At 47.2% G+C, this 25,856-nt stretch carries 22 protein-coding genes, 5 tRNA genes and 2 pseudogenes; 19 read left to right on the forward strand and 10 right to left on the reverse strand.

Annotated features, from left to right (window positions below; genetic code table 11):
• Positions 1 to 31 precede the first annotated feature (31 nt).
• The 7 genes from JG725_RS00615 (at position 32) to JG725_RS00645 (ending at position 6,225) form a co-directional block, all read left to right on the forward strand.
• Positions 32 to 1,297, forward strand: a complete 1,266-nt coding sequence (locus JG725_RS00615; protein ID WP_172288391.1) for a PTS sugar transporter subunit IIC — start codon at positions 32 to 34, stop codon at positions 1,295 to 1,297.
• 17 nt (positions 1,298 to 1,314) lie between these two features.
• Positions 1,315 to 1,620: a hypothetical protein gene (locus tag JG725_RS00620; RefSeq protein ID WP_172288389.1), complete on the forward strand. Its 306-nt coding sequence runs from the start codon at positions 1,315 to 1,317 to the stop codon at positions 1,618 to 1,620.
• Positions 1,621 to 1,848: 228 nt separating this feature from the next.
• Positions 1,849 to 2,817: a chemotaxis protein gene (locus JG725_RS00625; RefSeq protein WP_172288387.1), complete on the forward strand. Its 969-nt coding sequence runs from the start codon at positions 1,849 to 1,851 to the stop codon at positions 2,815 to 2,817.
• Between the two features lie 313 nt (positions 2,818 to 3,130).
• The gene (locus tag JG725_RS00630; RefSeq protein WP_172288385.1) at positions 3,131 to 4,036 is read left to right on the forward strand and encodes a LysR substrate-binding domain-containing protein; all 906 of its coding nucleotides are present in this window, start codon (positions 3,131 to 3,133) and stop codon (positions 4,034 to 4,036) included.
• Between the two features lie 354 nt (positions 4,037 to 4,390).
• Complete coding sequence (locus JG725_RS00635) at positions 4,391 to 4,786, forward strand: RidA family protein (RefSeq protein WP_172288383.1); 396 nt, start codon at positions 4,391 to 4,393, stop codon at positions 4,784 to 4,786.
• A 39-nt stretch (positions 4,787 to 4,825) separates the two neighbouring features.
• Positions 4,826 to 5,965 (forward strand): DSD1 family PLP-dependent enzyme, encoded by a 1,140-nt coding sequence (locus JG725_RS00640; RefSeq protein ID WP_199376133.1) that lies wholly within the window; start codon positions 4,826 to 4,828, stop codon positions 5,963 to 5,965.
• A 146-nt stretch (positions 5,966 to 6,111) separates the two neighbouring features.
• A complete protein-coding gene (locus JG725_RS00645; RefSeq protein ID WP_172288379.1) occupies positions 6,112 to 6,225 on the forward strand; it encodes an IS3 family transposase in 114 nt (37 codons plus the stop codon).
• Positions 6,226 to 6,295: 70 nt separating this feature from the next.
• Here JG725_RS00645 and JG725_RS00650 read toward each other — a convergent pair whose 3' ends face one another.
• Positions 6,296 to 6,739 carry an Lrp/AsnC family transcriptional regulator gene (locus tag JG725_RS00650; RefSeq protein ID WP_172288377.1) on the reverse strand — a complete coding sequence of 148 codons (444 nt, stop codon included), beginning with the start codon at positions 6,737 to 6,739 and terminating at the stop codon, positions 6,296 to 6,298.
• Between the two features lie 133 nt (positions 6,740 to 6,872).
• On the opposite strand from JG725_RS00650, the gene JG725_RS00655 reads away from it, so the two are divergent.
• Together JG725_RS00655 and JG725_RS00660 are read left to right on the forward strand one after the other, a co-directional pair.
• On the forward strand, positions 6,873 to 7,793 hold the full coding sequence (locus tag JG725_RS00655) for a DMT family transporter (RefSeq protein ID WP_199376135.1): 921 nt from the start codon (positions 6,873 to 6,875) through the stop codon (positions 7,791 to 7,793).
• A complete protein-coding gene (locus tag JG725_RS00660; RefSeq protein ID WP_199376137.1) occupies positions 7,780 to 8,583 on the forward strand; it encodes a hypothetical protein in 804 nt (267 codons plus the stop codon). Before JG725_RS00655 ends, JG725_RS00660 begins: the two co-directional genes overlap by 14 nt.
• 436 nt (positions 8,584 to 9,019) lie before the next feature.
• On the opposite strand, the gene JG725_RS00665 is transcribed toward JG725_RS00660, so the two are convergent.
• Positions 9,020 to 9,095 (reverse strand) — tRNA-Asn (locus JG725_RS00665).
• 380 nt (positions 9,096 to 9,475) lie between these two features.
• Between JG725_RS00665 and JG725_RS00670 the strand changes: the two are divergent.
• Together JG725_RS00670 and JG725_RS00675 are read left to right on the forward strand one after the other, a co-directional pair.
• Positions 9,476 to 9,742: pseudogene (locus tag JG725_RS00670) on the forward strand (LysR family transcriptional regulator); the annotation flags it as partial.
• A gap of 389 nt (positions 9,743 to 10,131) precedes the next feature.
• Positions 10,132 to 10,398 (forward strand): sigma-S stabilization anti-adapter protein IraP, encoded by a 267-nt coding sequence (locus JG725_RS00675; protein WP_172288371.1) that lies wholly within the window; start codon positions 10,132 to 10,134, stop codon positions 10,396 to 10,398.
• A gap of 180 nt (positions 10,399 to 10,578) precedes the next feature.
• Here JG725_RS00675 and cycA read toward each other — a convergent pair whose 3' ends face one another.
• Positions 10,579 to 11,982: a D-serine/D-alanine/glycine transporter gene (cycA, locus tag JG725_RS00680; RefSeq protein ID WP_199376139.1), complete on the reverse strand. Its 1,404-nt coding sequence runs from the start codon at positions 11,980 to 11,982 to the stop codon at positions 10,579 to 10,581.
• A 333-nt stretch (positions 11,983 to 12,315) separates the two neighbouring features.
• Here cycA and JG725_RS00685 point away from each other — a divergent pair.
• Positions 12,316 to 12,391: transfer RNA gene (locus JG725_RS00685), tRNA-Lys, on the forward strand.
• A gap of 454 nt (positions 12,392 to 12,845) precedes the next feature.
• On the opposite strand, the gene JG725_RS00690 is transcribed toward JG725_RS00685, so the two are convergent.
• Positions 12,846 to 13,070: a DUF2594 family protein gene (locus JG725_RS00690; RefSeq protein WP_172288367.1), complete on the reverse strand. Its 225-nt coding sequence runs from the start codon at positions 13,068 to 13,070 to the stop codon at positions 12,846 to 12,848.
• A gap of 653 nt (positions 13,071 to 13,723) precedes the next feature.
• Here JG725_RS00690 and uvrY point away from each other — a divergent pair.
• The 6 genes from uvrY (at position 13,724) to JG725_RS00720 (ending at position 17,381) form a co-directional block, all read left to right on the forward strand.
• On the forward strand, positions 13,724 to 14,380 hold the full coding sequence (uvrY, locus tag JG725_RS00695) for a UvrY/SirA/GacA family response regulator transcription factor (RefSeq protein ID WP_172288365.1): 657 nt from the start codon (positions 13,724 to 13,726) through the stop codon (positions 14,378 to 14,380).
• Entirely contained in the window at positions 14,373 to 16,205 is a 1,833-nt protein-coding gene (uvrC, locus tag JG725_RS00700) for an excinuclease ABC subunit UvrC (protein ID WP_172288363.1), read from the forward strand. Before uvrY ends, uvrC begins: the two co-directional genes overlap by 8 nt.
• Before the next feature lie 58 nt (positions 16,206 to 16,263).
• Positions 16,264 to 16,812, forward strand: coding sequence for a CDP-diacylglycerol--glycerol-3-phosphate 3-phosphatidyltransferase (gene pgsA / locus JG725_RS00705; protein ID WP_172288361.1), 549 nt, complete (start codon positions 16,264 to 16,266; stop codon positions 16,810 to 16,812).
• Positions 16,813 to 17,096: 284 nt separating this feature from the next.
• Positions 17,097 to 17,172, forward strand: a tRNA-Gly gene (locus tag JG725_RS00710).
• Positions 17,173 to 17,212: 40 nt separating this feature from the next.
• Positions 17,213 to 17,286: transfer RNA gene (locus JG725_RS00715), tRNA-Cys, on the forward strand.
• 8 nt (positions 17,287 to 17,294) lie between these two features.
• Positions 17,295 to 17,381: transfer RNA gene (locus JG725_RS00720), tRNA-Leu, on the forward strand.
• Positions 17,382 to 17,547: 166 nt separating this feature from the next.
• Here the strand turns inward: JG725_RS00720 and JG725_RS00725 are convergent.
• The 5 genes and pseudogenes from JG725_RS00725 to JG725_RS00745 all read right to left on the reverse strand — a co-directional run.
• Positions 17,548 to 18,287: pseudogene (locus JG725_RS00725) on the reverse strand (IS3 family transposase); the annotation flags it as partial.
• Between the two features lie 75 nt (positions 18,288 to 18,362).
• The gene (gene cptA, locus JG725_RS00730) at positions 18,363 to 20,090 is read right to left on the reverse strand and encodes a phosphoethanolamine transferase CptA (RefSeq protein WP_199376141.1); all 1,728 of its coding nucleotides are present in this window, start codon (positions 20,088 to 20,090) and stop codon (positions 18,363 to 18,365) included.
• A 70-nt stretch (positions 20,091 to 20,160) separates the two neighbouring features.
• Positions 20,161 to 20,778 (reverse strand): YrbL family protein, encoded by a 618-nt coding sequence (locus tag JG725_RS00735; RefSeq protein ID WP_172288357.1) that lies wholly within the window; start codon positions 20,776 to 20,778, stop codon positions 20,161 to 20,163.
• Positions 20,779 to 21,561: 783 nt separating this feature from the next.
• Positions 21,562 to 21,780 (reverse strand): KTSC domain-containing protein, encoded by a 219-nt coding sequence (locus JG725_RS00740; protein ID WP_172288355.1) that lies wholly within the window; start codon positions 21,778 to 21,780, stop codon positions 21,562 to 21,564.
• A gap of 183 nt (positions 21,781 to 21,963) precedes the next feature.
• Positions 21,964 to 23,376: a diguanylate cyclase gene (locus tag JG725_RS00745; protein WP_233356283.1), complete on the reverse strand. Its 1,413-nt coding sequence runs from the start codon at positions 23,374 to 23,376 to the stop codon at positions 21,964 to 21,966.
• Positions 23,377 to 23,651: 275 nt separating this feature from the next.
• Here JG725_RS00745 and dsrB point away from each other — a divergent pair, with 275 nt between their 5' ends.
• On the forward strand, positions 23,652 to 23,858 hold the full coding sequence (dsrB, locus tag JG725_RS00750; RefSeq protein WP_172288353.1) for a protein DsrB: 207 nt from the start codon (positions 23,652 to 23,654) through the stop codon (positions 23,856 to 23,858).
• A gap of 47 nt (positions 23,859 to 23,905) precedes the next feature.
• On the opposite strand, the gene JG725_RS00755 is transcribed toward dsrB, so the two are convergent.
• Positions 23,906 to 25,627: a methyl-accepting chemotaxis protein gene (locus tag JG725_RS00755; protein WP_199376143.1), complete on the reverse strand. Its 1,722-nt coding sequence runs from the start codon at positions 25,625 to 25,627 to the stop codon at positions 23,906 to 23,908.
• Positions 25,628 to 25,856 lie beyond the last annotated feature (229 nt).

The raw sequence follows: 25,856 nt of genomic DNA on the forward strand, positions 1-25,856 counted from the left end.
GATTACGACGAAATAGAACAGGGGGATTGTTATGTCTTTCCTTAATTTCATTGTCCATGACGTGCTAGGTCAAGCCTCGATATTGGTATCATTAATTGCCATGATCGGGCTGATTGCACTAAAGAAAAGTCCGGGTCAGGTTATCACCGGAACATTAAAAACATTACTGGGTTTTTTAGTTTTGCTCGCCGGCGCCAATATTATCGTGGCGACGCTGACATTTCTTGGCGATATTTTCCAGCAAGGGTTTAATATGCGCGGCGTGGTTACCGACGTTGGCGCTATTGCCGGGATCGCCCAGCAAACGTTGGGAAGGGAAACCGCATTAATTATGGTTATCGCGTTTGTGGTGAATATCGCCATTGCCCGGTTTACCCGCCACAAATATATCTTTTTAACCGGGCAGGCTTCGCTATGGATGGCGACGGTGTGTTCGGTTATCGGCTATATGGGGGGATTGCGCGGCGTGGAGCTCATTCTGCTTGGCGGGGTGATTGCGGGGATGATGGCGGTATTAATGCCCGCCATGGCGCAACCGATCGTGCGTAAAATTACCGGCAGCGATGATATCGCGCTGGGGCACTTTTGCACCATTGGTTATATCGTGCAGGCCGGCGTGGCGAAAGTGACCGGCGATGCCAGTAAAAGCACCGAAGATCTGGAATTACCGCCGGCGTTATCCTTTTTACAGGACACCTATCTGTCCATGATGGTGGTGATGATCCCCATCTACCTTATCCCGGCGATTGCCGCCGGCCCGGAGGTGGTGGCGGCCTCCTCGAATGGCGTCAATTATCTGGTATATGCCTTTATCCAGTCGATCCAGTTTGTGGTCGGGGTCTATGTGCTGCTGGCCGGGGTTCGCCTGCTGCTGGCGGAAATCGTTCCCGCGTTCCGCGGTATTGCGCTGCGTATCGTACCCAATGCGGTGCCGGCGCTGGATTGCCCGGTGCTGTTCCCCTATGCGCCCAATGCGGTGATTATCGGCTTTATCTCCACCACTGTGGGCGCGGTGATCGGCATGTTTCTATTCCCCACCGTCGGGCTGGCGATGATACTGCCGGGAATGCTGACCAATTTCTTTGCCGGCGGCACGGCGGGTATCTTCGCCAATGCGGTCGGCGGGCGACGCGGAGCCATCATCGGCGGGGTTTTCCACGGGTTGTTCATTACGTTATTGCCCGCGTTGCTGTTACCGCTGCTGGGGTCGTTTGGTTTGGAGAATGTCACATTCAGCGATTCAGACGTTATCAGCGTCGGACTGGTGTTCGGCTACATTCTTAACTTCTTCCAATAGTGCCTGACGGAGGCCGTATGAGCGCCACGATAGACGATATTATGCAACAGGGGCTGAGCGATGAGGCGCGCGCCAAGGCGCTGAATGACCTGGGGAAAAAATCCCTGGAGCAAAATGATATCGAGCATGCCATCGCCTGTTGGGAAAAAAGTATTGCGTGTTATGGCAAACCCGGTTTTGCTCAGGCGCAACTGATGAAAGCCTACAATATCAGACGGCGTGAATGTGCTCAGGCCGGCGACAGCGGCGGGGCGGAGCGCTATTCACAAAAAATTGATGCGTTGATGCAGCAGAGCAAGGATGCGATCCGTTACGGCTTTTAACGCCTTGCCGGCAGGGAAAATGGCCGCTCATAGAGTGGCCGTTTTTACTCGCCGCGGAAAACCATATTCCGTGGGGATCAACAACGAATAACGCAACGGGCGGAATAACATCCAAGGGAGATTGGAACAGGGCTATTGATCGCGTAAAGTGAGGACGTCGGATGTAGTCCGCATCGCTAATGCCGGGTTGTGACCGAGCATTGATAATGCCTTTGCATTGAGGAAAGTATGGATAATTTTCAAAAAGAGATTGATGAGAGAGCAAACCTCACTTCAGCTAACAAGTTTGAACTTTTATTGTTCCGATTAGGGACTGCATTACACAGCGAACAGTCAGAGTTATTTGGGATTAATGTATTTAAGCTACGCGAAATCGTTCCGATGCCATCCTTGACCAAGGCGGCGGGGATGAAATCACCGATGCTTGGCATGGTGAATATTCGCGGACAGATTATTCCCGTCATCGATCTTCCCGCCGTAGCGGGCTGTACGCCGGTTACCGGGCTCAATATTCTTCTTGTGACAGAATACGCGCGTAGCACCCAGGCATTTGCCGTTGAATCCGTTGACGACATTGTGCGTCTTGACTGGAGTCAGGTGCTTGCTGCCGAGTCTGGCGTCAGCAGCAGCTATATCACCAGTATCGCGCGCCTTGACAGCGATAAAGAGAGTAATCGCCTGGCGTTGGTGCTGGATGTTGAGCAGATCCTGCATGACATCATTCCCGTTGATCGCGATATTCAGATCGAGAACGTGGAATCGAAAACGTTTGATATCAAACCGGGCGCGGTGGCTATTGTGGCGGAGGATTCCAAAGTTGCCCGTTCGCTGCTTGAACAAGGCCTGAATATGATGGCTATTCCTTCCGTTATGCATATTACCGGGCTGGAGGCCTGGAATAAAATACAGATGATGGCGCAAGAAGCGCAGGCGGAAGGTAAGCCGATTTCGGACAAGATCGCGTTTGTGTTGACCGATTTGGAAATGCCGGAAATGGATGGCTTTACGCTGACAAGAAATATTAAACGTAATGATTTCCTGAAGCATATTCCGGTTATTATCCATTCTTCGCTGTCCGGCAGCGCCAATGAAGATCATGTTCGCAATGTAGGGGCTGATGCTTATGTGGCAAAATTCGAAATTAACGAATTGGCGACGGCGATTCAGGGTGTGCTTGATAACGCGCCGTCCCATTAATTTCGAACGATGGTTCTTTTTTCCACGGTCTCTGCCTTATCAACGTTAAGCAACGGGCAGAGGCCGGCAAATCCCGAATATTAAAATAATTAAACCTGCGTTTTATCAATAAACGAGAATGGCTTCTGGTGGTTTTCAGTATGCCGGAAGGGCGTTGCGGCGCCGATCTTATCCGATGCCGATCAACGTCGGGTTAAGTCCGATTTCAAGGGGGCTTATCTGTCCCGACATGCCGACGCGTGCGGGCTGAGATCGCTTGACCATGAGGTTAAACGATTTAATATGGCTAACTTTTAAAGTTAGAAAAACTGCAATGACAGAATCCAGCGATATTCGGTTCCTGCTCACAATCAGGGACAGTGGAAGCCTCACTGCCGCTTCGCGGAAACTGGGTTTATCCCCTTCTGCGGTAACCCAACGTTTGCAATTATTGGAAAAAAAATTGTCGATGCGGCTGGTGGATCGCACCGCGCGCAAACTTCTCTTTACGGAGGAGGGGCAACTGCTATGCCAACGCGGCGGGGATCTGCTGCAACAGTTCGATGCGCTATTTGAAGATTTGCACGAACGCAGGGAAGGATTGGTCGGCACCTTGAAGATTAACGCGCCCCTGGGATTCGGGCGTCGTTACCTGGCTCCGGTTATTGCCGACTTTCAGCAGCAGCACCCGGAGGTTACCCTGGCGTTAACGCTTTCAGACCGTCCGCTCACCGAAACGGTCGATCGCTTCGATATCGTCGTACATATCGGCGAATTGCTCGCCTCCAATCTGGTTGGATTTGCCATTGCGCCAAATGCCAGATTCGTCTGCGCCTCGCCGTCGTTTATTCAGCGTTATGGCAACCCAACCACTCCGGATGAACTAATGCATATGCCTTGCATCGTGCTCTCGGAGAACAACGAAGACGTTTCCTTGTGGAATTTCAGCAAAGGGAAAACCAGCCGCAGCGTAAGAGTGTCGTCAAGCCTCAGTTGCAATGATGGCGACGTCATTCGCCGTTGGGGCTGCGAAGGACGTGGTGTCATCCTGCGCTCCGAATGGGACGTCGCCGACGATATTCAAAGCGGAAGACTTGTCAGGCTGCTACCGACCTGGAAGGCGCCAGACGCCAATGTGATCGCTCTGACTCACAACCGTGCCGGTTTACCGGCGCGAACCCGACACTTTATGACGTATTTGCAGAGCAGATTCAAACCCACTCCTCCGTGGCGAACCTGATAGTGCTTTGGCGCGTAAGCGATGGGTGAAGCCGATTTGAAAGCGTTGCCTGATTTTAGATTCAGTTTTACTAACTATAAGAGTTAGAGTGACTTAATTGACAGTGCCTGTTCGAACTTTATAATCGGACCTATTGATACGCGTCGATTGCGAAAAAGGCCAGCGCAATGCAGCAATCTTTCGCTACTGTCAATCCAGACTATCCCCAAGCGAAACTTTTCGATCTTCTCACCGCGCTCTTTGATTCATGGACTCTGTGGGATCACGCTGCCGGCTCTGCGCCGGCGGGCCGCGTCGACATTGGCCGCGAGACTATACCGTGCGGCGGCTATACTCACGAAAGGAAAAAGCATCATGAACACACAGATTGTGATTAATAACGCTGACAACGCCCCGCCTCCCGGCGGGCACTATTCACACAGCTGTACGGCGGGCGGGTTCGTCTGGATTTCAGGTCAACTGCCCATTAAAACGACCGGAGAAAAACAGGTTGCCGCGCCTTTCGAAGAACAAGTTCGACAGGTACTCAGTAACCTTGATGCTTGTCTGGTCGGTGCGGGCGTTAGCCGCAAAGAGCTGGTTTCGGTGCGGGTTTACGTTACGGATATTAGCCTGTGGCCCGCATTTAATACACTTTATGCCGACTGGATCGGTGATGCTCGCCCCTCACGTGTTGTCGCCGGCGTTTCTGAACTTCATTACGGTGCGGCAGTCGAGGTCGAAGCCGTTGCACTGGCGACCGTGAAATAATGCGCGAATAGCGACGTCGACTTACCGGGAAAACACATCATGTCTGATTTACTGTTGCTACAGAATATTAATACTCCCTTTCTGCTGATTGATGAATATAAGTATCAGCGAAATATCGATCGGTTATATGAGCGGATCGAGAAGCTGGGCAGCCAGGTGCGCCCGCACCTGAAAACGCTTCGCTCCCTTGAGGCTTCCCGCTATCTGTTGAAAAATCCGGACTCGCCCGCCACGGTGTCTACGCTCGCGGAAGCCGAAGCCTTTGCCGCGGCCGGGTACACCAATCTGCTTTATGCCGTTGGCATTGCACCGCATAAGCTGGAGCGTGTGACGCGTCTGATGAAGCAGGGCGTCAATATTCATATTCTGCTGGACAGCCCGGAGCAGGCGCGGGCTGTGTCGGCGTTCGCCAGTGATAACGGCGTGATATATTCAGTTTTCATCGAGGTTGACTGCGACGGACACCGTGGCGGTATTCCGCCGGAAAGCGAAGCGCTGTCGGAATTGGCCCAGCTCGTTCACGGCAACGGCGCGGTATTGACGGGGTTGCTGGCGCATGCGGGTGAATCCTATAACTGCCGGACGGATGAACAAATTCGTCAGGCCGCGCGCAATGAGTGCGATGCTATCCGGGCTGCCGCCGCGCGTATTCGGGCTAAAGGCATTGCCTGTCCGGTGCTGAGCGTCGGCGCGACCCCCACGGCACATTTTGCCGAAGACCTGTCGGGCATTGCAGAAGTTCGTGCAGGCGTGTTTACCTGTTTTGATCTGGTCATGAAGAATGTGGGTGTCTGCAACATAGACGACATTGCTATCTCTGTCGTAGCGTCGGTCATCGGTCACAACCGCGACAAGAACTGGGTGTTCATTGATGCCGGATGGATGGCCATGTCTCGCGATCGCGGCACCGCCACGCAGCCGACCGATTATGGTTACGGGCTGGTCTGCGATATGGATGGTAAACCGCTGGATGTTTGTCTCACAACGACCAACCAGGAGCACGGCATCATCGCGCTTCCCGTTGAGAGCACGCTGAAGCCGGATGACTTTCCGGTGGGATCACGGTTACGCATTTTGCCAAATCATGCCTGCGCGACAGCGGCCATGCATCAGCAGTATCAGGTGCTCAGTCAGGACAATGGCGGGCAGGGTATCTGGCACCGCATCATGGGATGGTAATGCATGATGAGCGGGTTTGATGCGTGAGCATCATCCCCGCTATGAAGCCTGGCTTTCTGACGCTGTCGTGAATAGCCGCGCCATTAACCTCTGAAAATGAAAAACGCCCTGGAATTCATTAGAACTCCAGGGCGTTTATAAATTAGTTGATCCAGGGAGAGCGTTTTACTACTCGGAAAACGATAAAATCGGCAGTATTCGAGTATATCGAGGTTGATTACAACCGACCCCGCCGGAGCGGACTAAGTCCGACAATGTGAAACAAGAAACCTCGCTTAAGGCTGTGTCCACCGTCGCTGAGCAAGATCCTCTTTTAGCTGGATCATTGCTCTACTCTGAAGAACGCAACGGCAGCAATCGGTTAGCCACAGGGCTTGATTTTACAATAGATGTGCTGGTCGTTGCATAGCGGGAAATTTTACTAAGACAAATATCCAGCTCTTCAATATGGCGTAAATGAAGTCGACAAAAGAACGCATCATCTCCTGTTACCTTATCGCACTGTGTAATTTCTTTGATCGCGGCGATGAGTTTTTCCACGCGATTAAGTTCTCCCGGGAGAGGGCGTACCCGCACGATGGCGGTGATAGGGAATCCTAGTGCACTAGGCGAAAGCTGAACCGAGAATTTTTCGATAATACCTTGGTCCTGAAGCCGCCTAAGTCTCTCTGCGCAACTGGGTTGTGACAAGTTGATGTGCTCACTAAGTGACTTTACGGTCATACGACCGTCCCCGTGAAGGGTTTCGAGCAGCTTGCAGTCTATTTTATCCATATTTAATTAAATTAGCCGATAATCAAAAAAAAGTCATTAAAAAAGGCTTTAAGGCCTAAACATATCATTAAATGTATTCAATGTGAAAGGACTATAAAATAAAATTTACCTGTCATTAATTAATGGTGGGCTTATGAAAAATAAAGGCATAGTTGAGATGCTTGCAGCAATGACGATCTGTGGAACGATCGGCATTACGGTAATGACATCCGGACAGACTGAAGTCAGTTTGATTTTTTATCGTTGTCTTTTTGGTATGATTGTTCTTCTTGGAATATGCTTTGCTAGAAAATATCTGAATCATAAGTTGATTACTTCCCGCCTTATTATGGGATCGCTCATTGGCGGCGCTGCACTTCTCGGGAACTGGTATTTCTTGTTTGCGTCCTATGAAAAAACATCAATCGGTGTAGCGACCACGATATATAATACCCAGCCGATAATGATGATCATACTGGGTAGCATTCTTTTCAAAGAAAAGATTACAGCGAATATTATTATTTGGACATCCGTTTCGCTTGCCGGATTGCTATTTATTTCACAGATGGTTGGTCATGATGGTATTCCAAATGAGACAAGCCATTATTTGATTGGCGTTGCTCAGGCATTGATTGCGGCTGCGCTTTATGCAGTGGCGGCTTTGTACGCACGTATCCTGAAAGGGTACCCACCGACGCTGATCGCGCTATTCCAGATGACGTTAGGTGCTGTGGCGCTGTGGCCTTTTGCGGATCTGAGCATGCTTATCTCTCCGACATGGGACCGCCAAACATTCGCCACCGTGCTTTTGGGTGTTTTGCACACCGGAGTGATGTACATCCTGCTCTATGGTGCACTTCAAAAAATTGAAGCTTACCGTGCTGCTTCTATTTCATTCATATATCCGGCATTAGCTATTTTTATTGATTCTGTATTTTTGGGCGTCACTCTTTCATTGGATCAATGGGCTGGAATAGGTCTGATTCTTTTGGGGGCGGCAGGAATAAATTTGAAATGGGATGTATTCAGGTTATTAAAGAAGCCTACAGGAGTAGAAACAAATGGTCAGAGTTAGAGAAGTTCAAGGGAATAACAGCGAAGATGTTGGTAAGGCTGTGTTCGATATAATGGAAGGTAAAGTTGATGCGGTATGGTTGCGAGGTTTTTCTGATATTTCAGTATGCGAAAAGATATCCAGTAATTTTTATTCTACAGGCGATGCGCAGCCTCGTAAGGATAATGTCCCGGGAATAATGATCGGTGAATCGCATTATTTTAAGTCTCCGGAAAATTACTACAAAGTATGCGGCGAGCAAAGGAAGGCAGTCGCGTCTCTGTTCGAGGACATTGATCAAAACCCGGTGCAGGAACTATATTCTATAGCCCAGAATTATCGAGGCAATATGTTCCGTCCGGCTACCTGGTGTGAACATGAAGCATTACCTACCAGGGCTATTTCATGGCAGGAGAAACCGGGGTCACAGTTTCTTCTGCGGCCTCATGACGACGTATCGCAGGTTTTCTGCTCAAGGAATGAAGGCTGGGAAACTCAACACATCACCACTCTGGTAGCCGTCAACTTCTACGCGCGTTGCCAAAGTGGAAGTGGAATGCTCCGCGTCTTTGATTTGAAGCATAGTTCTGAGCTAGCGGAGAAGTTTGGGGTGGAAGGTGTCGGTTATCCTTATCCACAGGACTATCTGAGCAATTTTGATTATATTGATATTCCTGTAGAGACAGGGGATGTTGCAATGCTCAATGGAGCGTATGTCCATAGTGTGACCCCCAGCACCAGTGACAGAATCGTATTGAATAGCTTTCTCGGAGATTTGAAAAACGATAATGAAATCATTTACTGGACATGATCGAGTAAATTTTGGTTGCCTGGCGTTTAAGAAAGCGGTCTAAGGTGCAAAGAATAGTTATAAAGACGGCCCCAAAGCGGGCCGTAACACAAGGACTACTTCAGAACAAGCCGTGTCGGGCCAATGCGACTACGATCGTGTCGTGAGCATATCGGAAAGGGTATAGGCGTTGCCGATTGCTTTGGCCCGGCGGACAGCGGTATCGGAAAGTGCCACGATCGTAGCTCCTGATTAAAGGTCAGAGCTGGATTTTGGGTTCCGGTCACAAAGGATAGCAGCAACAATGCGAACACAATCTTCCCGATTTTCCGATGGACTTAAAAATACCGGATGATATAGGTAGATTTCAGTGGATATTGTTGGAATGTAGAAGGAAGGTTTTCACTCTTCTTTCAATGACCTGTAGACGTCAGTAGACATCAACAGAACTAGTAAATGGCTCCTCTGACTGGACTCGAACCAGTGACATACGGATTAACAGTCCGCCGTTCTACCGACTGAACTACAGAGGAATCGGTTAACTGCGGGGGATAATAGCGGGAGCATTTCACCTTGTCAAAGGCTGTTATGCTTTATAGCAATTGATTGCTGAAGTAATAATCAACATATTGAAATCACTGCGCAAGTTGCATGATGATTTGACGCGGCTCCGGTGCTTTTACATCGGCGCTTGCACCTTGAAATAGCAGTAGTTGCATTAGCGTGGTGCACATCCAGACAAAGAAAAATCGATATCATTCCCTTTCAACTGGTCTGCCTTAGCCGGTGAACCATTTCTTTTCCTTATTTTACCCGTAACTTATCAAGCAGGTATCAGGTTTCCAACGTCTTACGTTCACAATATGGCGCGGTTATTGCAACCTTCTTTGGGGTAACTACTCAGGAGGCAGAAATGAATCTTAGACGGCTCAAATATTTTGTGAAAATCGTTGATATCGGTAGCCTGACCCAGGCTGCTGAGTTGTTGCACATTGCGCAACCGGCGCTGAGTCAGCAGGTCGCTACGCTGGAAAGTGAGCTTGAAAAACAGTTGCTGGTACGTAGCAGACGTGGAGTTACTCCCACAGAAGCAGGGAAAATCCTTTATTCGCATGCGCAAACCATTTTATACCAATGCGAACAGGCCAAAAGTGCAGTGAATGGGGTCAGGCAGTCGGTAAACGTATAGATTTTAGTAGCCAGCCATTTCGTGATGGCTGGCTATATCCGCTGTCTCTCAATGTGGCAAACGGTTGATTCTCCTGAAAACGCTTGCTCTCTCCACAACATTCGTCTCGTCAGTTGCTCGCTTCCCGCTTCCTGAAATCTTCTGCATATATAAAATAAAATGCTTTTTTAAATATGACTTCGCTTACCTACTTTATCTGCGATTTCATTTTATCGCCTCCCCGTTGAATGTGTTGATATCAAAGTTGTGATATATACTGGTAGTAAGGTTGGTTTAGGTGTTACATTAATCCTCACAATGTTTTTAAATCCCATACACTAACGTACTGTTGGTGCCTGTCGGGATATACAACAGTTAATTTTTTTGAGTAAGGGGTTCATATGAATAGTCTTCTCTATCAACTCTTGATAAGACTGGCAGAAAAAGAGGTCGGGGAAAAAGAACTTCATGCCAAAATCGAATCGTTAGAAATGTTGGTGGTTGCCATTGTTTCAATGCTAGATGACGAGAAAATTAATGAGTTAACCAAGAAGGTACAAGGCGTATTAGCAGAGGCTACGCAGAGCAAGGGCGAGGATTTTTGTTTAGCAGCCGAATTATTAACTAGAAATATTAATCGCATCACGAGCATCTCTATACGTGATTAATTTTCCATATTGTTATGAAAACTAGGCTAATTAATGATTTCGTTTAATGTTCGTTTATAAAGCTTGCTGTAATTCGGTTTATGAAATTAATGTTTTTGTCTTTATCTTCAAATGCCAAAGAAATAAAGACGCTGATTTTTAACCAGCGTCTTTAGTGAGTCCAAACTATTCTTATTTATCTCAAGCCAGCTGTTTTTTCTTCCGAATAACCCGATAGGCTATCGCCAGGATAATAAACCACAATGGCGTTACCGTCAGTGCTTGCAGGGTATCGGGCTGTAGAGTTAACAGAACGATCACAAAGACAAAAAACGCCAGACAAACCCAGCACATAGCAATACCCCAAGGCATTTTATATTGCGAGCCGGCGTGCGATTGAGGCCTTTTTCTACGGTACACCAGGTAAGAACAGAGAATAATGCTCCAGATGAACATGAACAAAATGGCCGAAACCGTCGTTACCAGAGTAAATACCGTCATCACATTCGGGATGAGATAAATCAACACGACACCAAACAACAGGCAGATACAGGAAAACAGTAATCCTGTGGAAGGAACTGCGCGTTTAGACAACATACTGAAATGTTTCGGCGCATCTCCCTGTTTGGCTAACCCAAACAACATCCGGCTGGTGGAGAAAACGCCGCTGTTGGCTGACGATGCCGCGGAAGTCAGCACTACAAAATTAATCACGCTGGCCGCGGCGGGCAGCCCGACCAGTACAAACATTTCAACAAAGGGACTGCGGTCGGCTGCAATATCGCGCCACGGCGTAACTGACATGATCATGGCCAACGCAAAAACGTAGAACATGATGATGCGGATCGGTATCGCGTTGATAGCCCGGGGAAGCACGACTCTTGGATTCTTCGTTTCTGCAGCTGTTGTGCCAACCAGTTCAATGCCGACGAAAGCGAATACGGCTATTTGGAATCCGGCAAAAAATCCTCCAATGCCTTTAGGGAACATACCGCCATCGTTCCATAAGTTATTAAACGATGCGACAGAACCTGATGGCGAAGGGAAGGCCATCATGACGAGCGCCACGCCGATAACAATCAAGGCGACAATGGCCACAATTTTGATCATCGCAAACCAGAATTCCATTTCGCCGAACAGCTTTACTGACGCCAGATTAAGCGTGAGCAATAATAGAACGCAGAGTAATGATGATATCCATTGTGATAGGTCGGGAAACCAGAACTGCGCGTAAGCGCTGATCGCCACTACGTCGGCAATACCGGTAACGACCCAACAAAACCAGTATGTCCAACCGGTAAAAAATCCTGCCCAGGGGCCGAGCAGGTCGGCGGAAAAATCACTGAAGGACTTATAGTTTAGGTTGGAGAGCAGTAACTCGCCCATTGCTCGCATAACGAAATACAGCATGAAACCGATGATCATATAAACGAAGATGATCGACGGCCCCGCCAGGCTGATGGTCTTTCCCGACCCCATGAACAACCCGGTACCAATGGCGCCCCCAATAGCGATGAGCTGAATATGGCGATTGGTCAGGTTTCGCCGTAGCCCTTCGCCTCCAGAATCGGCAAGGTCCGTCACCTCTTTTGATTGATCTACCATTTAATACAATTTCCTTTTTATATGTGATGTTGTTTTGAGATCTTGAACGGCTCTCTCATAACAAAAATGGGTATGGATAAGATAGCCTATCTGTCGCACTGATTATAGGGAGTGGCTGGTATAAATATGGCGAATAATTGCACGAAATGATTCTGTGTGTTTTTTGCCCCGAATAAATGGCATATTGTAATATGAAAGGACTAAATTGCGCGGCGCACAGGTTAGCAAAATTACGTATGGCTCACAATGTAATTTTGGCGTGTGGAAAAGTAAGAAAAAATCAATGTGAACTATTTGACAGTTGCCGCCAAGAAGAGAATAATCCATGCCGTTGGGTCGTTAGCTCAGTCGGTAGAGCAGTTGACTCTTAATCAATTGGTCCGGGGTTCGAACCCCCGACGACCCACCAACATTTCAATGAGTTACATCATTTCTTAATCTATCCTATCGTTGCTTGTCCTGTAACACCTCTTCGATGTCGTTATTCTGCTTTCTGTATTGAGTTTCTTAATGCGCACATTAAATAAATGCCATCCGGATAAAATAATTATCAAACAATAAGATGCCTTTGCTAATTAAGTGTCAGGAGTGAATAACCTTTATTTCTCCTTATTTTAATAAAAGTTTATCTGTTTTTTAATTACTGTTATTTTTAGTAACCATAAAGTAACAGTAACATTTAGCACTAATTGCAAAGTATCAGCGAGCGAAAACACAGAATGGACATAGGAACGGTATACAAAGAAGCGCTTTCTGCGGGCATGAAGCGTCATATCGAACATGAGTCCTCATACGAAGAGCTTCACCTCCAAAGAAAGGCACCGCCAGCGACATCAAGAGACTTGTGGCTGACGGGAAACAGATTACTGGCGATATGCGTGTTTGATTTGTTTGACGGTGGTGCTAAAGGCTTCAGCCTGCTCAGGGTCTTCCAGTTGAGCGATATATTTTTCCATATTGATGATGACTTTGCCTGCATCAGCCTGGCCGATGGCTTTTAATAACAGCGTGATGGTTGCTTTTAAACAAGTTACTTCGTGTGCCAGCGTTTCTACGGTCGCTGCGGTGGAAAAATCTACGTTGCTCATGTTTTCTCCTTAACAAGAAACAGCATAAAATGTGTTTTAGTCAGCCTACAGGGGGCGAAAGAGCCGCTGCCAGCATCGTCAGATTGCCGCGAGTATAGCATAATGTGTATTCCTCACGGCTATTATTAATGAGCAATCACTATGTAGTGGCTGTTTTTTACGCATTTAACTTTATTTTAATTGTATTTAATTGCCCAGGTTTATATAGTGGGCAGTGCTTAGAAATTTTTGACTGAATACATAAGGCTTTCAGCCTGGACGCTTTTTCTTACTATATTTTTTATAAAATATACGCATAGTGGATGAAAAGCACTGATATAACATATGGTTACAATAGCTATCTTTGATTGACATAGAAACATAATGTTACTGATTGTCGTTGTGTTTTTACGATGCGCGGATGACTGGTGATATGGGGTCAGCGTTTTGAAAGCCATAATCTGAAATGTTAAGAATGTGATCAATATGCATCCCGGAGTTAATGATATATTGTTATCATTGTGCTCTGGTAGCGAGCGTTTATTACTACATCGCATATTTAAAAATACATAATTCATATAAATTCTGTATTCGTTATCTTTTGAAACCAGCGTAGTATCACCTGCAAGCAACTCGTTATGTAAGTGTTACTCCCTTTTTTGGAGAATTATTCTTTGATTAGCGTTTTTCTTGTTGATGACCATGAACTGGTGCGGGCAGGGATACGGCGCATTCTTGACGATATCAAAGGTCTCAAAGTCGTTGGCGAGGCATCATGTGGTGAGGACGCCGTCAGGTGGTGCCGCAGCAATGATGTTGATGTTGTCTTAATGGACATGAATATGCCGGGGATTGGCGGTCTTGAGGCAACGCGTAAAATACTGCGATTTTCTCCTGATATAAAGGTTATCATGCTAACTATTTATACGGAGAATCCTTTACCTGCTAAAGTAATGCAGGCGGGTGCCGCCGGATACGTCAGTAAAGCCGCTGCCCCGCAGGAAGTTATCTGTGCCATCCGCGCCGTGCATGCAGGTAAACGGTATATTGCCTCCGATATTGCGCAGCAAATGGCATTGAGTCAGTTAGAGCCGCAGGCAGAGACGCCGCTGGAGTGTTTGTCTGAGCGTGAATTGCAAATTATGATGATGATCACCAAAGGACAAAAGGTGACTGAAATTTCAGATCAGCTCAATCTTAGTCCTAAAACGGTGAACAGCTATCGCTATCGGATGTTCAGTAAACTGAACATTCATGGTGACGTGGAGTTAACGCACCTGGCAATTCGCCACGGCCTCTTTAATGCGGAGACATTGTTAAGTAGTGAGTGAAAGTTTCGATGCCCCGGCATTTCTAAAGACGGTAACCAGCCAGCCAGGGGTCTACCGCATGTATGATGCCGCGAATACGGTAATCTATGTCGGTAAAGCGAAAGATTTAAAAAAACGGCTGTCCAGCTATTTCCGCCGCAACGTCGCCAGCCGTAAAACAGAAGCTCTGGTAAAAAGTATCAGACAGATCGATGTGACGATCACCCATACTGAGACCGAAGCCTTACTGCTGGAACATAACTATATTAAGCTTTATCAGCCACGCTATAACGTCTTACTGCGTGATGATAAATCTTATCCCATGATTTTTCTGAGCGCCGATCGACACCCCCGCCTTGCTGTTCATCGTGGAGCCAAACACGCAAAAGGTGAATATTTCGGGCCATTTCCGAACGGTAACGCCGTACGTGAAACGCTGATTCTGTTGCAAAAGCTTTTTCCGGTTCGGCAATGTGAAAATAGCGTGTATCGCAACCGCTCACGTCCTTGTCTGCAATATCAAATTGGTCGCTGTCTTGGGCCCTGCGTCAGCGGGCTGGTAAGTGAAGAAGACTACCGGTTGCAGGTTGACTATGTACGTTTGTTTTTGTCCGGTAAAGATCAGCAGGTGCTTAATCAGCTTATCTCGCGAATGGAAGCGGCGAGTTCTGCGCTGAATTTTGAAGAAGCCGCCCGTATCCGCGATCAGATTCAGGCTGTTCGACGAGTCACGGAAAAGCAGTTTGTTTCAGGCACTGGAGAAGATTTGGATGTCATCGGCGTGGCTTTTGACGCCGGAATGGCCTGTGTACACGTGTTGTTCATCCGACAGGGAAAAGTATTGGGCAGCCGCAGCTATTTTCCGAAAGTTCCCGGCGGAACCGAACTGGGTGAAGTTGTACAAACATTCGTGGGGCAATTTTACTTGCAGGGAAGTTTGGCTCGAACCTTACCCGCAGAGATTCTGCTCGATTTCACGTTGCCGGATAAAGATCTGCTAACTGAATCTTTGACGGAAGTCGCCGGACGAAAAGTGCAGATTCAGACCAAACCGCGTGGCGATCGCGCTCGTTATCTGAAACTTGCCCGCACGAATGCGGCAACGGCGCTGGTGACGAAGTTATCGCAACAGTCAACCATACACCAGCGCTTGTCTGCGTTGGCAAAGGTTTTGCAACTGCCGGAAATTAATCGCATGGAGTGTTTTGACATCAGTCATACTATGGGAGAGCAGACTGTGGCATCCTGTGTGGTATTCGATGCGAATGGTCCGCTACGTTCGGAATATCGGCGCTATAATATCAGTGGGATTACGCCCGGTGATGATTATGCCGCGATGACTCAGGTTCTTAAACGTCGTTACGGTAAGGCGTTGGACGACAGAAAAATCCCTGATGTAATCGTTATTGATGGCGGTAAAGGGCAGCTTGGTCAGGCAAAAGCCGTATTTGACTCGTTAGAGGTTCCCTGGGATAAGAATAAGCCTCTGTTGCTGGGGGTGGCTAAAGGCAGTGACCGCAAAGCCGGCCTGGAGACGCTGTTTTTTGAGGCAACGGGCGAGGGTATTGCTTTACCGTCAGATTCTCCTGCTTTGCACGTTATTCAGCATATTCGTGATGACTCACACGATCACGCGATTGGCGGGCACCGTAAGAAAAGAGCAAAAGTTAAAAATACCAGTACACTAGAGCTCATTGAAGGCGTCGGCCCTAAACGCCGACAGACCCTGCTGAAATACATGGGCGGGTTGCAGCCTTTGATGAACGCCAGCATTGAGGAAATTGCAAATGTGCCGGGTATTTCACATGCATTGGCAGAAAAAATCTTCCATGCATTGAAACACTAGGGACAATGTAGCAACATACTCGTAATATCCACTCCAGCCAAATAGTTACCTAAGCGCTATGCAATTTAATATACCGACGTTGCTGACTTTGTTTCGTGTTGCTTTAATCCCGTTTTTTGTGCTGGCGTTTTATCTTCCATTCGTCTGGGCACCCTTGGTGTGTGCGTTGATTTTTGTTTTTGCAGCGGTTACAGACTGGTTTGATGGCTTCCTGGCCCGCCGCTGGAAGCAAACTACGCGATTCGGGGCGTTTCTCGATCCCGTCGCAGATAAAGTGATGGTTGCCGTCGCATTGGTTTTGGTGGCGGAGCACTATCATTCCTGGTGGATTACGTTGCCTGCTGCAACGATGATTGCACGTGAAATTATCATTTCCGCATTGCGTGAATGGATGGCGGAGATAGGTAAACGCAGCAGCGTGGCTGTTTCCTGGATTGGGAAAGTAAAAACCACGGCGCAAATGCTGGCATTGGTGGCTTTATTGTGGCGTCCGGAACGTTTTGTAGAAGGCGCCGGGGTGATCGCTTTATACATTGCCGCCGTGTTGACGTTCTGGTCAATGTTTCAATACTTGAATGCCGCACGACATGATTTGCTTCAACCTTGAGTGAAGGAAAGCGCCGGAAGCGTTTTTAAACGTCGCTTGCGATGGCTCGGAAGGCAGCGGGCAGGGATAGCCCGCGGTATAAAAACGCCGGGAGAGTTTTTAAACGTCGCTTGCGACGGCCCGAAGGGCAGCGGGCAGGGATAGCCCGCTGTAAAAACCAGCAAACGAACGCCTTTGGGCGATAATTCTGTTGACTCATCACGTCAGGTCAGTAGAATGCACCGCATCAACAGCAGCGCTGATTTGCTGAAAGTTAGTAAAAAAATCAGCATGTTCGTATGACCGCGGGAATAGCTCAGTTGGTAGAGCACGACCTTGCCAAGGTCGGGGTCGCGAGTTCGAGTCTCGTTTCCCGCTCCAATATTTTCAGCGATTAATGCTGGGAAAGATTTAAAGGTAAGGCGCGTTGGCAGAGTGGCCATGCAGCGGATTGCAAATCCGCCTACCTCGGTTCGACTCCGGGACGCGCCTCCAATATCCAAGCCCGGGTGGTGGAATCGGTAGACACAAGGGATTTAAAATCCCTCGGCGTACGCGCTGTGTGGGTTCAAGTCCCACCCCGGGCACCATCGATAAAAACCCAATTAAAACAAGCACTTTGTGCAATGTCGTTAGCCGCCAAACAGGCGGTTTTTTTGTGCCTGGAAAATGGCAAGTGGCAGCAAAATGGCAGCAGATTGGCAGCACCGATTTTAGTGACTGGTTCTGATATAGGTTGACACTTTTCAGCCTTAAAGCCCGATGAACTTCATCGGGTGTGTTGTAGATTTCTACCGACTCCCTGGCCATCTTTCTTGCTTGCCCAATATCTTCCGGCTTAACGCGTAGATATTCCATTTTTAATATCCCGTTTACCCGTTCCGCCAGCGCATTCTGATAATAGTCATATCCATCCGTCATCGAGCAGATGACGCCGTGACGCTCATGTAGCGTCTGATATTCTGTTGAACAGTATTGGATACCCCTTCCGAATGGTGTACCAGCGGAGATGCCGTGCGTCTGTTAACGAGTGCCATCTTGAGCGCGTTGGCCACGTAGTGGGTATGTAAGCTTTCATGTACATGATATCCCACTATTTTTCTCGACCAGGCGTCTATTACCAGACTCACATACGCCGTTCCCTTACGCAGTGGAAGGTTCGCGATATCTGCGACCCATACCTGTTCCGGGTGGCTAGCAACAATCTGATTTTCTCCTGACTTCAATAAATTAGGGTGACGATGAAAGCGATGATGGCTATTTGTCGTTTTGTGATAAGCCCGTTTAGGCATCACCAGTAATCGCGAGCAACGCAGTATCTGGAACAGGCGATCGCGGCCAACCTGCAATGCAGGCTCTGCTTGCTGTCGTAACAAGTAATGCAATCTACGCGTACCCAACCGGGGTTGTTGCAACCGGATGGCAGCCACCTGTTCAATGATATTTTGGGCCTGTATTTCTCTCTCACTCTCACGCTGCAAAGACTGATACCACGCGGCTAACCACCGGTAAATAATATACTTTTGGCGATAATAATCGCATTTTGTTATTAATGACCAGCCAGAGTTTCATTACTCAGTTTTAGGTGTATTAATAACCGAAGGCAACGCATCAAAATCCTTCAATCCGATTTTCTCATATGGATTACCGATCCAGCGTGCTGTCGGCCTGAAGTCCGCGCTGACCAGACTTTTGCCCGGTTCGTAGAAATCATGACTCAGCCCCGCTAAATCTGCCCAGGTATGAATGAGATGGGCGCTGCTGTATTTCCGGTCTGTATATGTAGTGTATTGGCGAGGATGGCTTTTTTGCCATTCGGGCGACAGCCACAAAATAAACGGAACGGTGTACATGGCGCGGGTCGGCGCGCTCTCGTTGCGGCCCAGCACGTTATGCGGCGGGGTTTCATACACATCCTCGCCGTGGTCGGAGAAATAAAGCAGAAAGCCGTTGGGCTGATGGCGGGCAAAGGTTTCGATCAGGCTGCCGACGACAAAATCGTTATACAGTACGGCATTGTCATAGCTGTTGTAAGTCTCCGCCTGTTGATCGCTTAACCCGGCGGGTATGCCTTTGCGGTCATTGAAGCGTTGATAGCTTTCCGGGTAGCGGTACAGGTATTTCATATGTGTGCCCAGCAGATGCACCACGATAAATTTCTTCTGCGCCGGATCGCGCAGCACTTCGTCAAACGGTGTCAGCACGGCGTCGTCATACTGCCGGGAACTCTGCGTGCGCTGGTTATTCAGATAAAATTGCCGGTCCGTCTGCTGTGAGAAGACCGTCAGCATGGTATTGCGTTTGGTGATGGTTTGCTGATTGGTGATCCAGAACGTTTTATACCCGGCCTGTTTCATCATGTTCATTAATGATGGCTGAGTAAGATAACGATCCGGCTGCTGTTGGTCGGCAAAGGTCAGCGCCTGCTGCAATAACTCGATGGTGTAAGGTCGCGGCGCTACCACGTCATTGAATACAACCAGATTGGGATCGGTTTTGCGCAATGCATCGAGGCGGGGCGTCGTGGGACGGGGATAGCCGTACAGGCTCATGCGGGTACGGGTAGTGGATTCGCCAATGACCAGCACCAGCGTGCGGGGAATATCGCCATTGGCATCTTTCAGATTCGGCAGTGGCGGTAAAGCAGCGTTCTGTCGCAGCATGGATTCCATACTGGCGAGTTGATTTCGGTATTCCAGATAGCTGCCGACAAATTGCCACGGCGCGGTGGTGCCCATGCGTCCGGCCAGATAGGCGACGGCTTCTTCACCCGGCAGATTTTGCTTTATTATTTTTTTATAGATTGGGACGCCAAACAGCACCGTGAGAATGACGAATGTGGAAACGAGGCGATAGCGCATAGGCAACCAGATCGGGCGTATGTGAGTCCACAGATAGACGGCGATGGCGGTATACAGCAGAATCACGGCAATCAGCCTGATACTGAGATACTGGCTGGCGTATTCCCCGGCTTCTGTACTATTGGACTCAAATATCACGAACAGTACGCTTTGTGAGAACTCCTGCCCATATATTAGATAATATCCCAGCGCGACACAGGCTGTTGCCCACAGGATAATACCGAGCACTGCGGTAATAAGGCGCGTCTGACGTGGAAAGAAAAATACCGGAATGAACCATAACAGACTATACAGCAACGCATCCCTTAATCCGTTAAATCCGCTGTGTCCGGAAAACAGAATAACCAGTTGCAGCGTGCATGAGAAATACAAGAAAAATACTAAAAGCCATAACATAGCAGACCATGAGTATTTTTTCTGAATAGAAGGGGAATTCATTTTTTATTGTTTTCCAGTTTATTCAACTAAGCCAGTTTTTGTAAAAAAATTCATTTAGAACCTAAATTATTTATGGAGTAATGTGAATTTCATTACTGCTGCATGGAAGCATTATTCCATATTGATGGCTCAGCATTTTTTCAAAATTAAAAAACCTTCTGGATAACTGCTGTCTGGCGAAAAAGTCCGAGTAATACACCAAAGGAAATAAATTCGCACATCCTAGGTTATCGATAATAATCAGGTCGCCATCATTCTGATTCTTTAAACGATATATAATATTGTAAGGTTTCAACGTCATCGTGACGATGGCGTATTTTTTCGCCCATAGAGCCATACGATGATAGGCCAGTTCGATATCCGCCTTATGTTTTTTATAGAGTAAACTGTCGATGATGTAGTGCTCCAACGTTTTTGATACGTCTCCAGTATAGTCTTTGATAAGATCAAAAACATAACCTGTTCCAAGATTGGTTTTAACTATACCATGATAGTGCGATATTACAGGAACTGTAAATACTTTATTCGCTATCCGCTGATAATATTTAATTTCTCTAATGGTTTCGCGATTATATTCGCCGTTTAAATGTACTTTTATACATTTGTCCTGCATTAATGGATGGCAATAGCATGCCCGATGGACGCCCTGAGATATCAATAACGCATCGTTTAAGAAAATCATATTCATTAAAATTAACCTGAATGCTTTTTATATACCTGTTTCCCGATATATAAAAATATTTCTCTATAGTTTCTCGCTGAGTCGGTTACGTCTTTCCCAACATGCTGGTTTCCTCCCAGGTGGTAATGAGCGCACAAGTCCCTTCCCGTGATGAGAATAAAAACGTAATCGAAACATGTTGTTATGTTTAATTTCAGAAATATCTTATCCGCGATTATGATCAAAAGATAATCGTTTTCATAGATCGATTAGATCGTATCGATCGGTGAAAACGATCGAAGGCGTAGTGGTTAGGTGTTCGTATAACAGATTGAAAAAAAGCGAGTAAATAAAAAGCAAGCTGGGGAAACGTGCTTATCCGCTCGGAAATAGCGCGTCGTCTGCGGTTTAAGTGGCTGCACTCATCTATACGGGCAGTCTTTCTTACCCCATCAGCCAACTGGTTACTAACGCCGCAAAATACAGACCACGCCAAATGTGGTATGAGTCTTGACACTGCGTAACCGTACATACGTTCACCGTTAACACCGCCGTATATAACTGACGAGCAAACCGGCAGCAAAGGCCAGAGCCATTGATGAAACGATCTAACATTTGATGGCAGTGCGTGACGGCCTGCAACATGCAGCGGACTGTCCGCATGCCAATTATCTGGAGCGCCCTTTCTTTTAAAAGATGCTCATCGACGGCGGCGCCGTCGAAAACTGGGCGCTAAAGCAGGGCAGCGCTATGGCTGCTGGTTGACGAAAGGCAGATCCTTAACCCTTATTTCCCTACTGTATCCGACCGTTATTTTATTTTTCGGCACAGATATTTGTCTTTTATTACGCCATCAAAGAAGCGGCCTTTGGATACAACAGATTCAGAAACAAATTTCCCGTAAATGCGTTCAGGAACGCTAATGTATTGATAGATATCTTTGTTATGGAATTCTATTTCAAGAATACGTTTTTCAGGATCGTATCCAATCGAACGAATTCTTGACGATGACACAAATTGCCGCTGCAATGACTTATCCTCCTTGGTGTGGGACGCTGGATAGAACTATAAAGGATTTTACACGTGTCGTGTTGTTAATGATCATGCTTATTTATCGAATGTACGCCAGTGTTTCGTTTGCCTGTCTGGATGCGTTCGCCGGCATCCGAGCGGGTACTGCGCCCGCTTTTATCTGTAATGTGAGTCGCTGTTTTATCCGTGGGCGTATTCAATCCGGTTTCTGCCGCGAGTTTTGGCCTGATAGAGCGCATCATCCGCTGATTTGACTAAACATTGATAGTCAGGATGTCCGTTATAAACGGCGATCCCTGCGCTTATGGTTACCGTTACTATTTCACCACTCTGAAGGCGGATTTCGTGATCCTGAATTTCTTTTCTGAGACGATCGATAAGTATATAGGCCGCTTCTTTTGAGGTTGCGACCAGGACCAACATGAACTCTTCTCCACCATAGCGGAAAACATAATCGCTGTTCCTGGTATTTTCATAAAGAATGTCGGCAATGCTTTTTAATACGGTGTCGCCTATCACGTGACCATAGGTATCGTTGATGAATTTAAAATGGTCAATATCAATCATGGCCACCGTGAGCGGGACGTTTGTATGCATAGCTAGTGAGGTTTCGTGCCGCAGAATTGTCGACAGGAAGCGGCGATTCAGTAAAAATGTCAGCGTGTCTTTTCCACTCTCTAATTTTTGAACTTCATCAAATAAATACCCCATTAATGTATTTATTTTATAAATTTTATTCCTTACTGATTTAAGTAATGGCGAGTAGTCGATTTGTGCCAGCGGCGATGTATGAGTAAAGTTACCAACGTATTTATCAATCTCAACGATCATTTCACTAATGGCATTTACTTCATGAGTATTATTGAAGCAGGATCTCCCTTTATGGTTAAACCATAAACCAAACTCAGAATCCTCTAACGTTTGAATACTCGCCAGCGGGGCGCCGGTAGCTACACTAAAAATAAATGCGTTCTCCCAGTTTAATAACGCCGCGTTTTGACGCTCACGCTCTATGTCGGCATTGCCCAAAATTGAGAATAAGCGGTAAGACTCTTCATTTCTTGCCTCTCTATCATGGGATTGGGAGTAGGTCTCGCTCATTATTTCTATCGCGATATCCATAGAAATTGAAGCAAAACGCATCACTTCAAAACATAATGTCTTGTCGTCAGTTTCTTGGGATATATATTCGTAGAGTTTCCATTTTAAACACCGCGCACCGCGCGCAACTAACTCGATGGGAATACTAATACGGGCATGAATTTTCCCGATTTCTTTCTGATGCGCAATTAACTCGCTCAGGTGTTCACCCGTATTAGATAGGATAGCGGCTACCCATTTATGCATTGAACCATGAAGTTTGTTATGGACTTGCTGATTTGAAAGAAATAGGGCCGCTTCGTTATCTGCCAGCATGTGTGAATAGAATTCATCTGCCAGGAGCGAGGACTTCTTATCAGCAAGTGTTTGCAGCAGATGAAAGGCTTCAGGCGAGGTTATGGTTATCAACAGTTTCCATTCTGACAGCACAGCGTGGTGGTAACTTGCTGTTTCGTTCTCTATCTGTCTCTTAGCATTCAATGGGTTGTTCAAATTTTGATCTCTATCTGCGATGTGTCGGGAGTTTTAAGATGGGAATTTATTCGCTTATTCTGGATAATGGAAGCTATTAGGGCAATTGTTTGATATATCGTCCGAACCTGTAAAGATAAGCTAACAGTTATCTACATGTTATATCATTATATACCTTTCATCTTTCAAGTTGCAGGCGAGCCGGCTGTCTCCTCCGTATCTTGAAATTTATTGGATATCACGTTCAGCAATGCTGATAATGTTCCTTTGGGTCAGAGAGATTTTTGAGAAATTTTATGAAAGTTAATGACTTAGTCACAGTTAAAACCGATGGAAGGGAGCGGAGAGAAGGGGTTATCCTGGCCGTTGAAGAGTTTCAGGAAGGAACGATGTATTTAGTCTCGCTTGAAGACTATCCTGCCGGCGTTTGGTTCTTTAATGAAGTTGAGAGTAAAGACGGGACGTTTGTGGAACTTAAGCATTCTTCAGGGAGTGATGTATAGCAGGTATTGACCTGGTCAATACCTGCTACGGGCGTTAGCCCGCTATGTTAAAAGGTTTCCCAATGTTCTTTACCCGATGGGTTTTTTTGCCGGGGCAATGCCAGTGAGGAGGGGGATTGTGTTGATATGGCCGCCCGGGATGCAGGGGCGGCGGTGTTCGTTTTTGACTGATGCTCGGACAGAATAAATGTCGCCACGGCACGGGTCAACAGCGCGGCCTGCTCTTCCAGAGAAGCCGCCGCGGCGCTGGCTTCTTGTACTAAAGCCGCGTTCTGCTGGGTTACGCTGTCCATTTCAGAAATAGCCTGACCGACCTGAGTGATACCACGACTCTGTTCATCAGAGGCGGTGGCAATTTCTCCCATGATATCTGTTACGTTAGTTACAGCATCAACAATCTCTTTCATGGTTTGACCGGCGTTATCAACCAGCACCGATCCGTTATTAACCAAATCCACTGATTCCGAGATCAATGTTTCTATCTCTTTTGCCGCTTGCGCGCTGCGCTGCGCCAGACTGCGAACTTCACTGGCAACCACGGCAAAACCTCTGCCTTGTTCGCCGGCTCTGGCGGCTTCAACCGCCGCATTTAATGCCAGAATGTTTGTCTGGAAGGCGATGCTGTTAATTACGCTGGTAATTTCAGATATTTTTCTGGAACTGCCTGAAATATTATTCATTGTATTAACGACGTTGGCGACAATATCCCCGCCTTTTTTCGCTTTATCTGAGGCATTGGCGGCAAGTTGACTCGCGTGATGCGCATTCTCAGAGTTCTGTTTCACCGTGGCGGTCAACTGTTCCATGCTGGCGGCGGTTTCCTCCAGCGCCGAAGCCTGCTGCTCTGTCCGGGAGGAAAGATCGATATTGCCGGATGAGATCTCAGTAGAACCTTGATAGATTGAGTCTGCGCTTTCGCGTACGGTTGTTACCGTGTTAACCAACGAAAACTGCATCTGTTGCACGTTTTGCCCCAACAGGCCGATTTCATTTTTACCATATTTTTCAGATTTTTGGGTGAGATCTCCTTGTGCTATACGTTGGATGCGGCCGACTAACTGGTTCATCGGTTTAATTAATGCGCGTTGGAGAAGCAAAAACGTCACTAATGTTAATGCGATGGAAATAGCGAAGCTGGCGCCCATCAGCGAATAGCCGCGTAGGGCATTTTCTTGCGCGGCTTCATTAAGCGATTGAGCGCGTTGCACCCGATAGTCAAGAGCCTGAGCCAGCGGGATGTTATACGCCAGATCCAACCTGCGGGTTTCTTCCGATTCATGCGATAACACTTCCTCGAATAATCCTTCTTTGGCTGAATCGATAAGCGGCATGATCCCCTGGTTGACATAAGCCTCATAGGCGTTACGCAGTTCTACGTCAAAAGCGGCCTCGCGTTCACTTTTTTCCGCACGCTGCTCATAAAAGTCAAATGCCTGTTTGGAGCGTTCAATTCGCGACATAGCCAGCTTTAAATTCTCGCTAAAGACGGCGGTATCGCCAATGCGGGCCGCCGCCGCCGCATGAATCAACAACAGACGCGCAGTTCGCAAATGGTTGGTGCTATCCGAGATTTCCGCACGAACATCGCTTTCGTGTATCACATTTGCCAGCGAACGGTTGCTGTTTTGCAAAAAATAACTGGACGCGCCTATCGATAAGGCAAACAACAGCATGATACCCCCGAGAATAATGACGAATAAAGGGACTAGCCGTAAATTGCTTAACAAGCCAGTTTTACCCTGCTGCTCAGGTCTTGAATTTATTGTCATATCTATCCGCTCATTGTCAGAAGAAGTCATTATAATTTACGCTGCTGCTGGCTCGCAGCATTGGCATTTCAGTTTAAAAGTCTGTGTTGACGACACTCTGTTAACCTGATGCCTAATGTAAAAGATAATCGGCAAATTTGGATAAACCTTAATAAGGTTCAGTGCGATCTATGTCACGTTTTTAACTCTTTAAACGAAAATAAAATCGATTGTTGTTAAATCCTAAATA

The organism is Brenneria sp. L3-3C-1 (genome assembly GCF_016456245.1).
Taxonomy (GTDB): domain Bacteria; phylum Pseudomonadota; class Gammaproteobacteria; order Enterobacterales; family Enterobacteriaceae; genus Brenneria.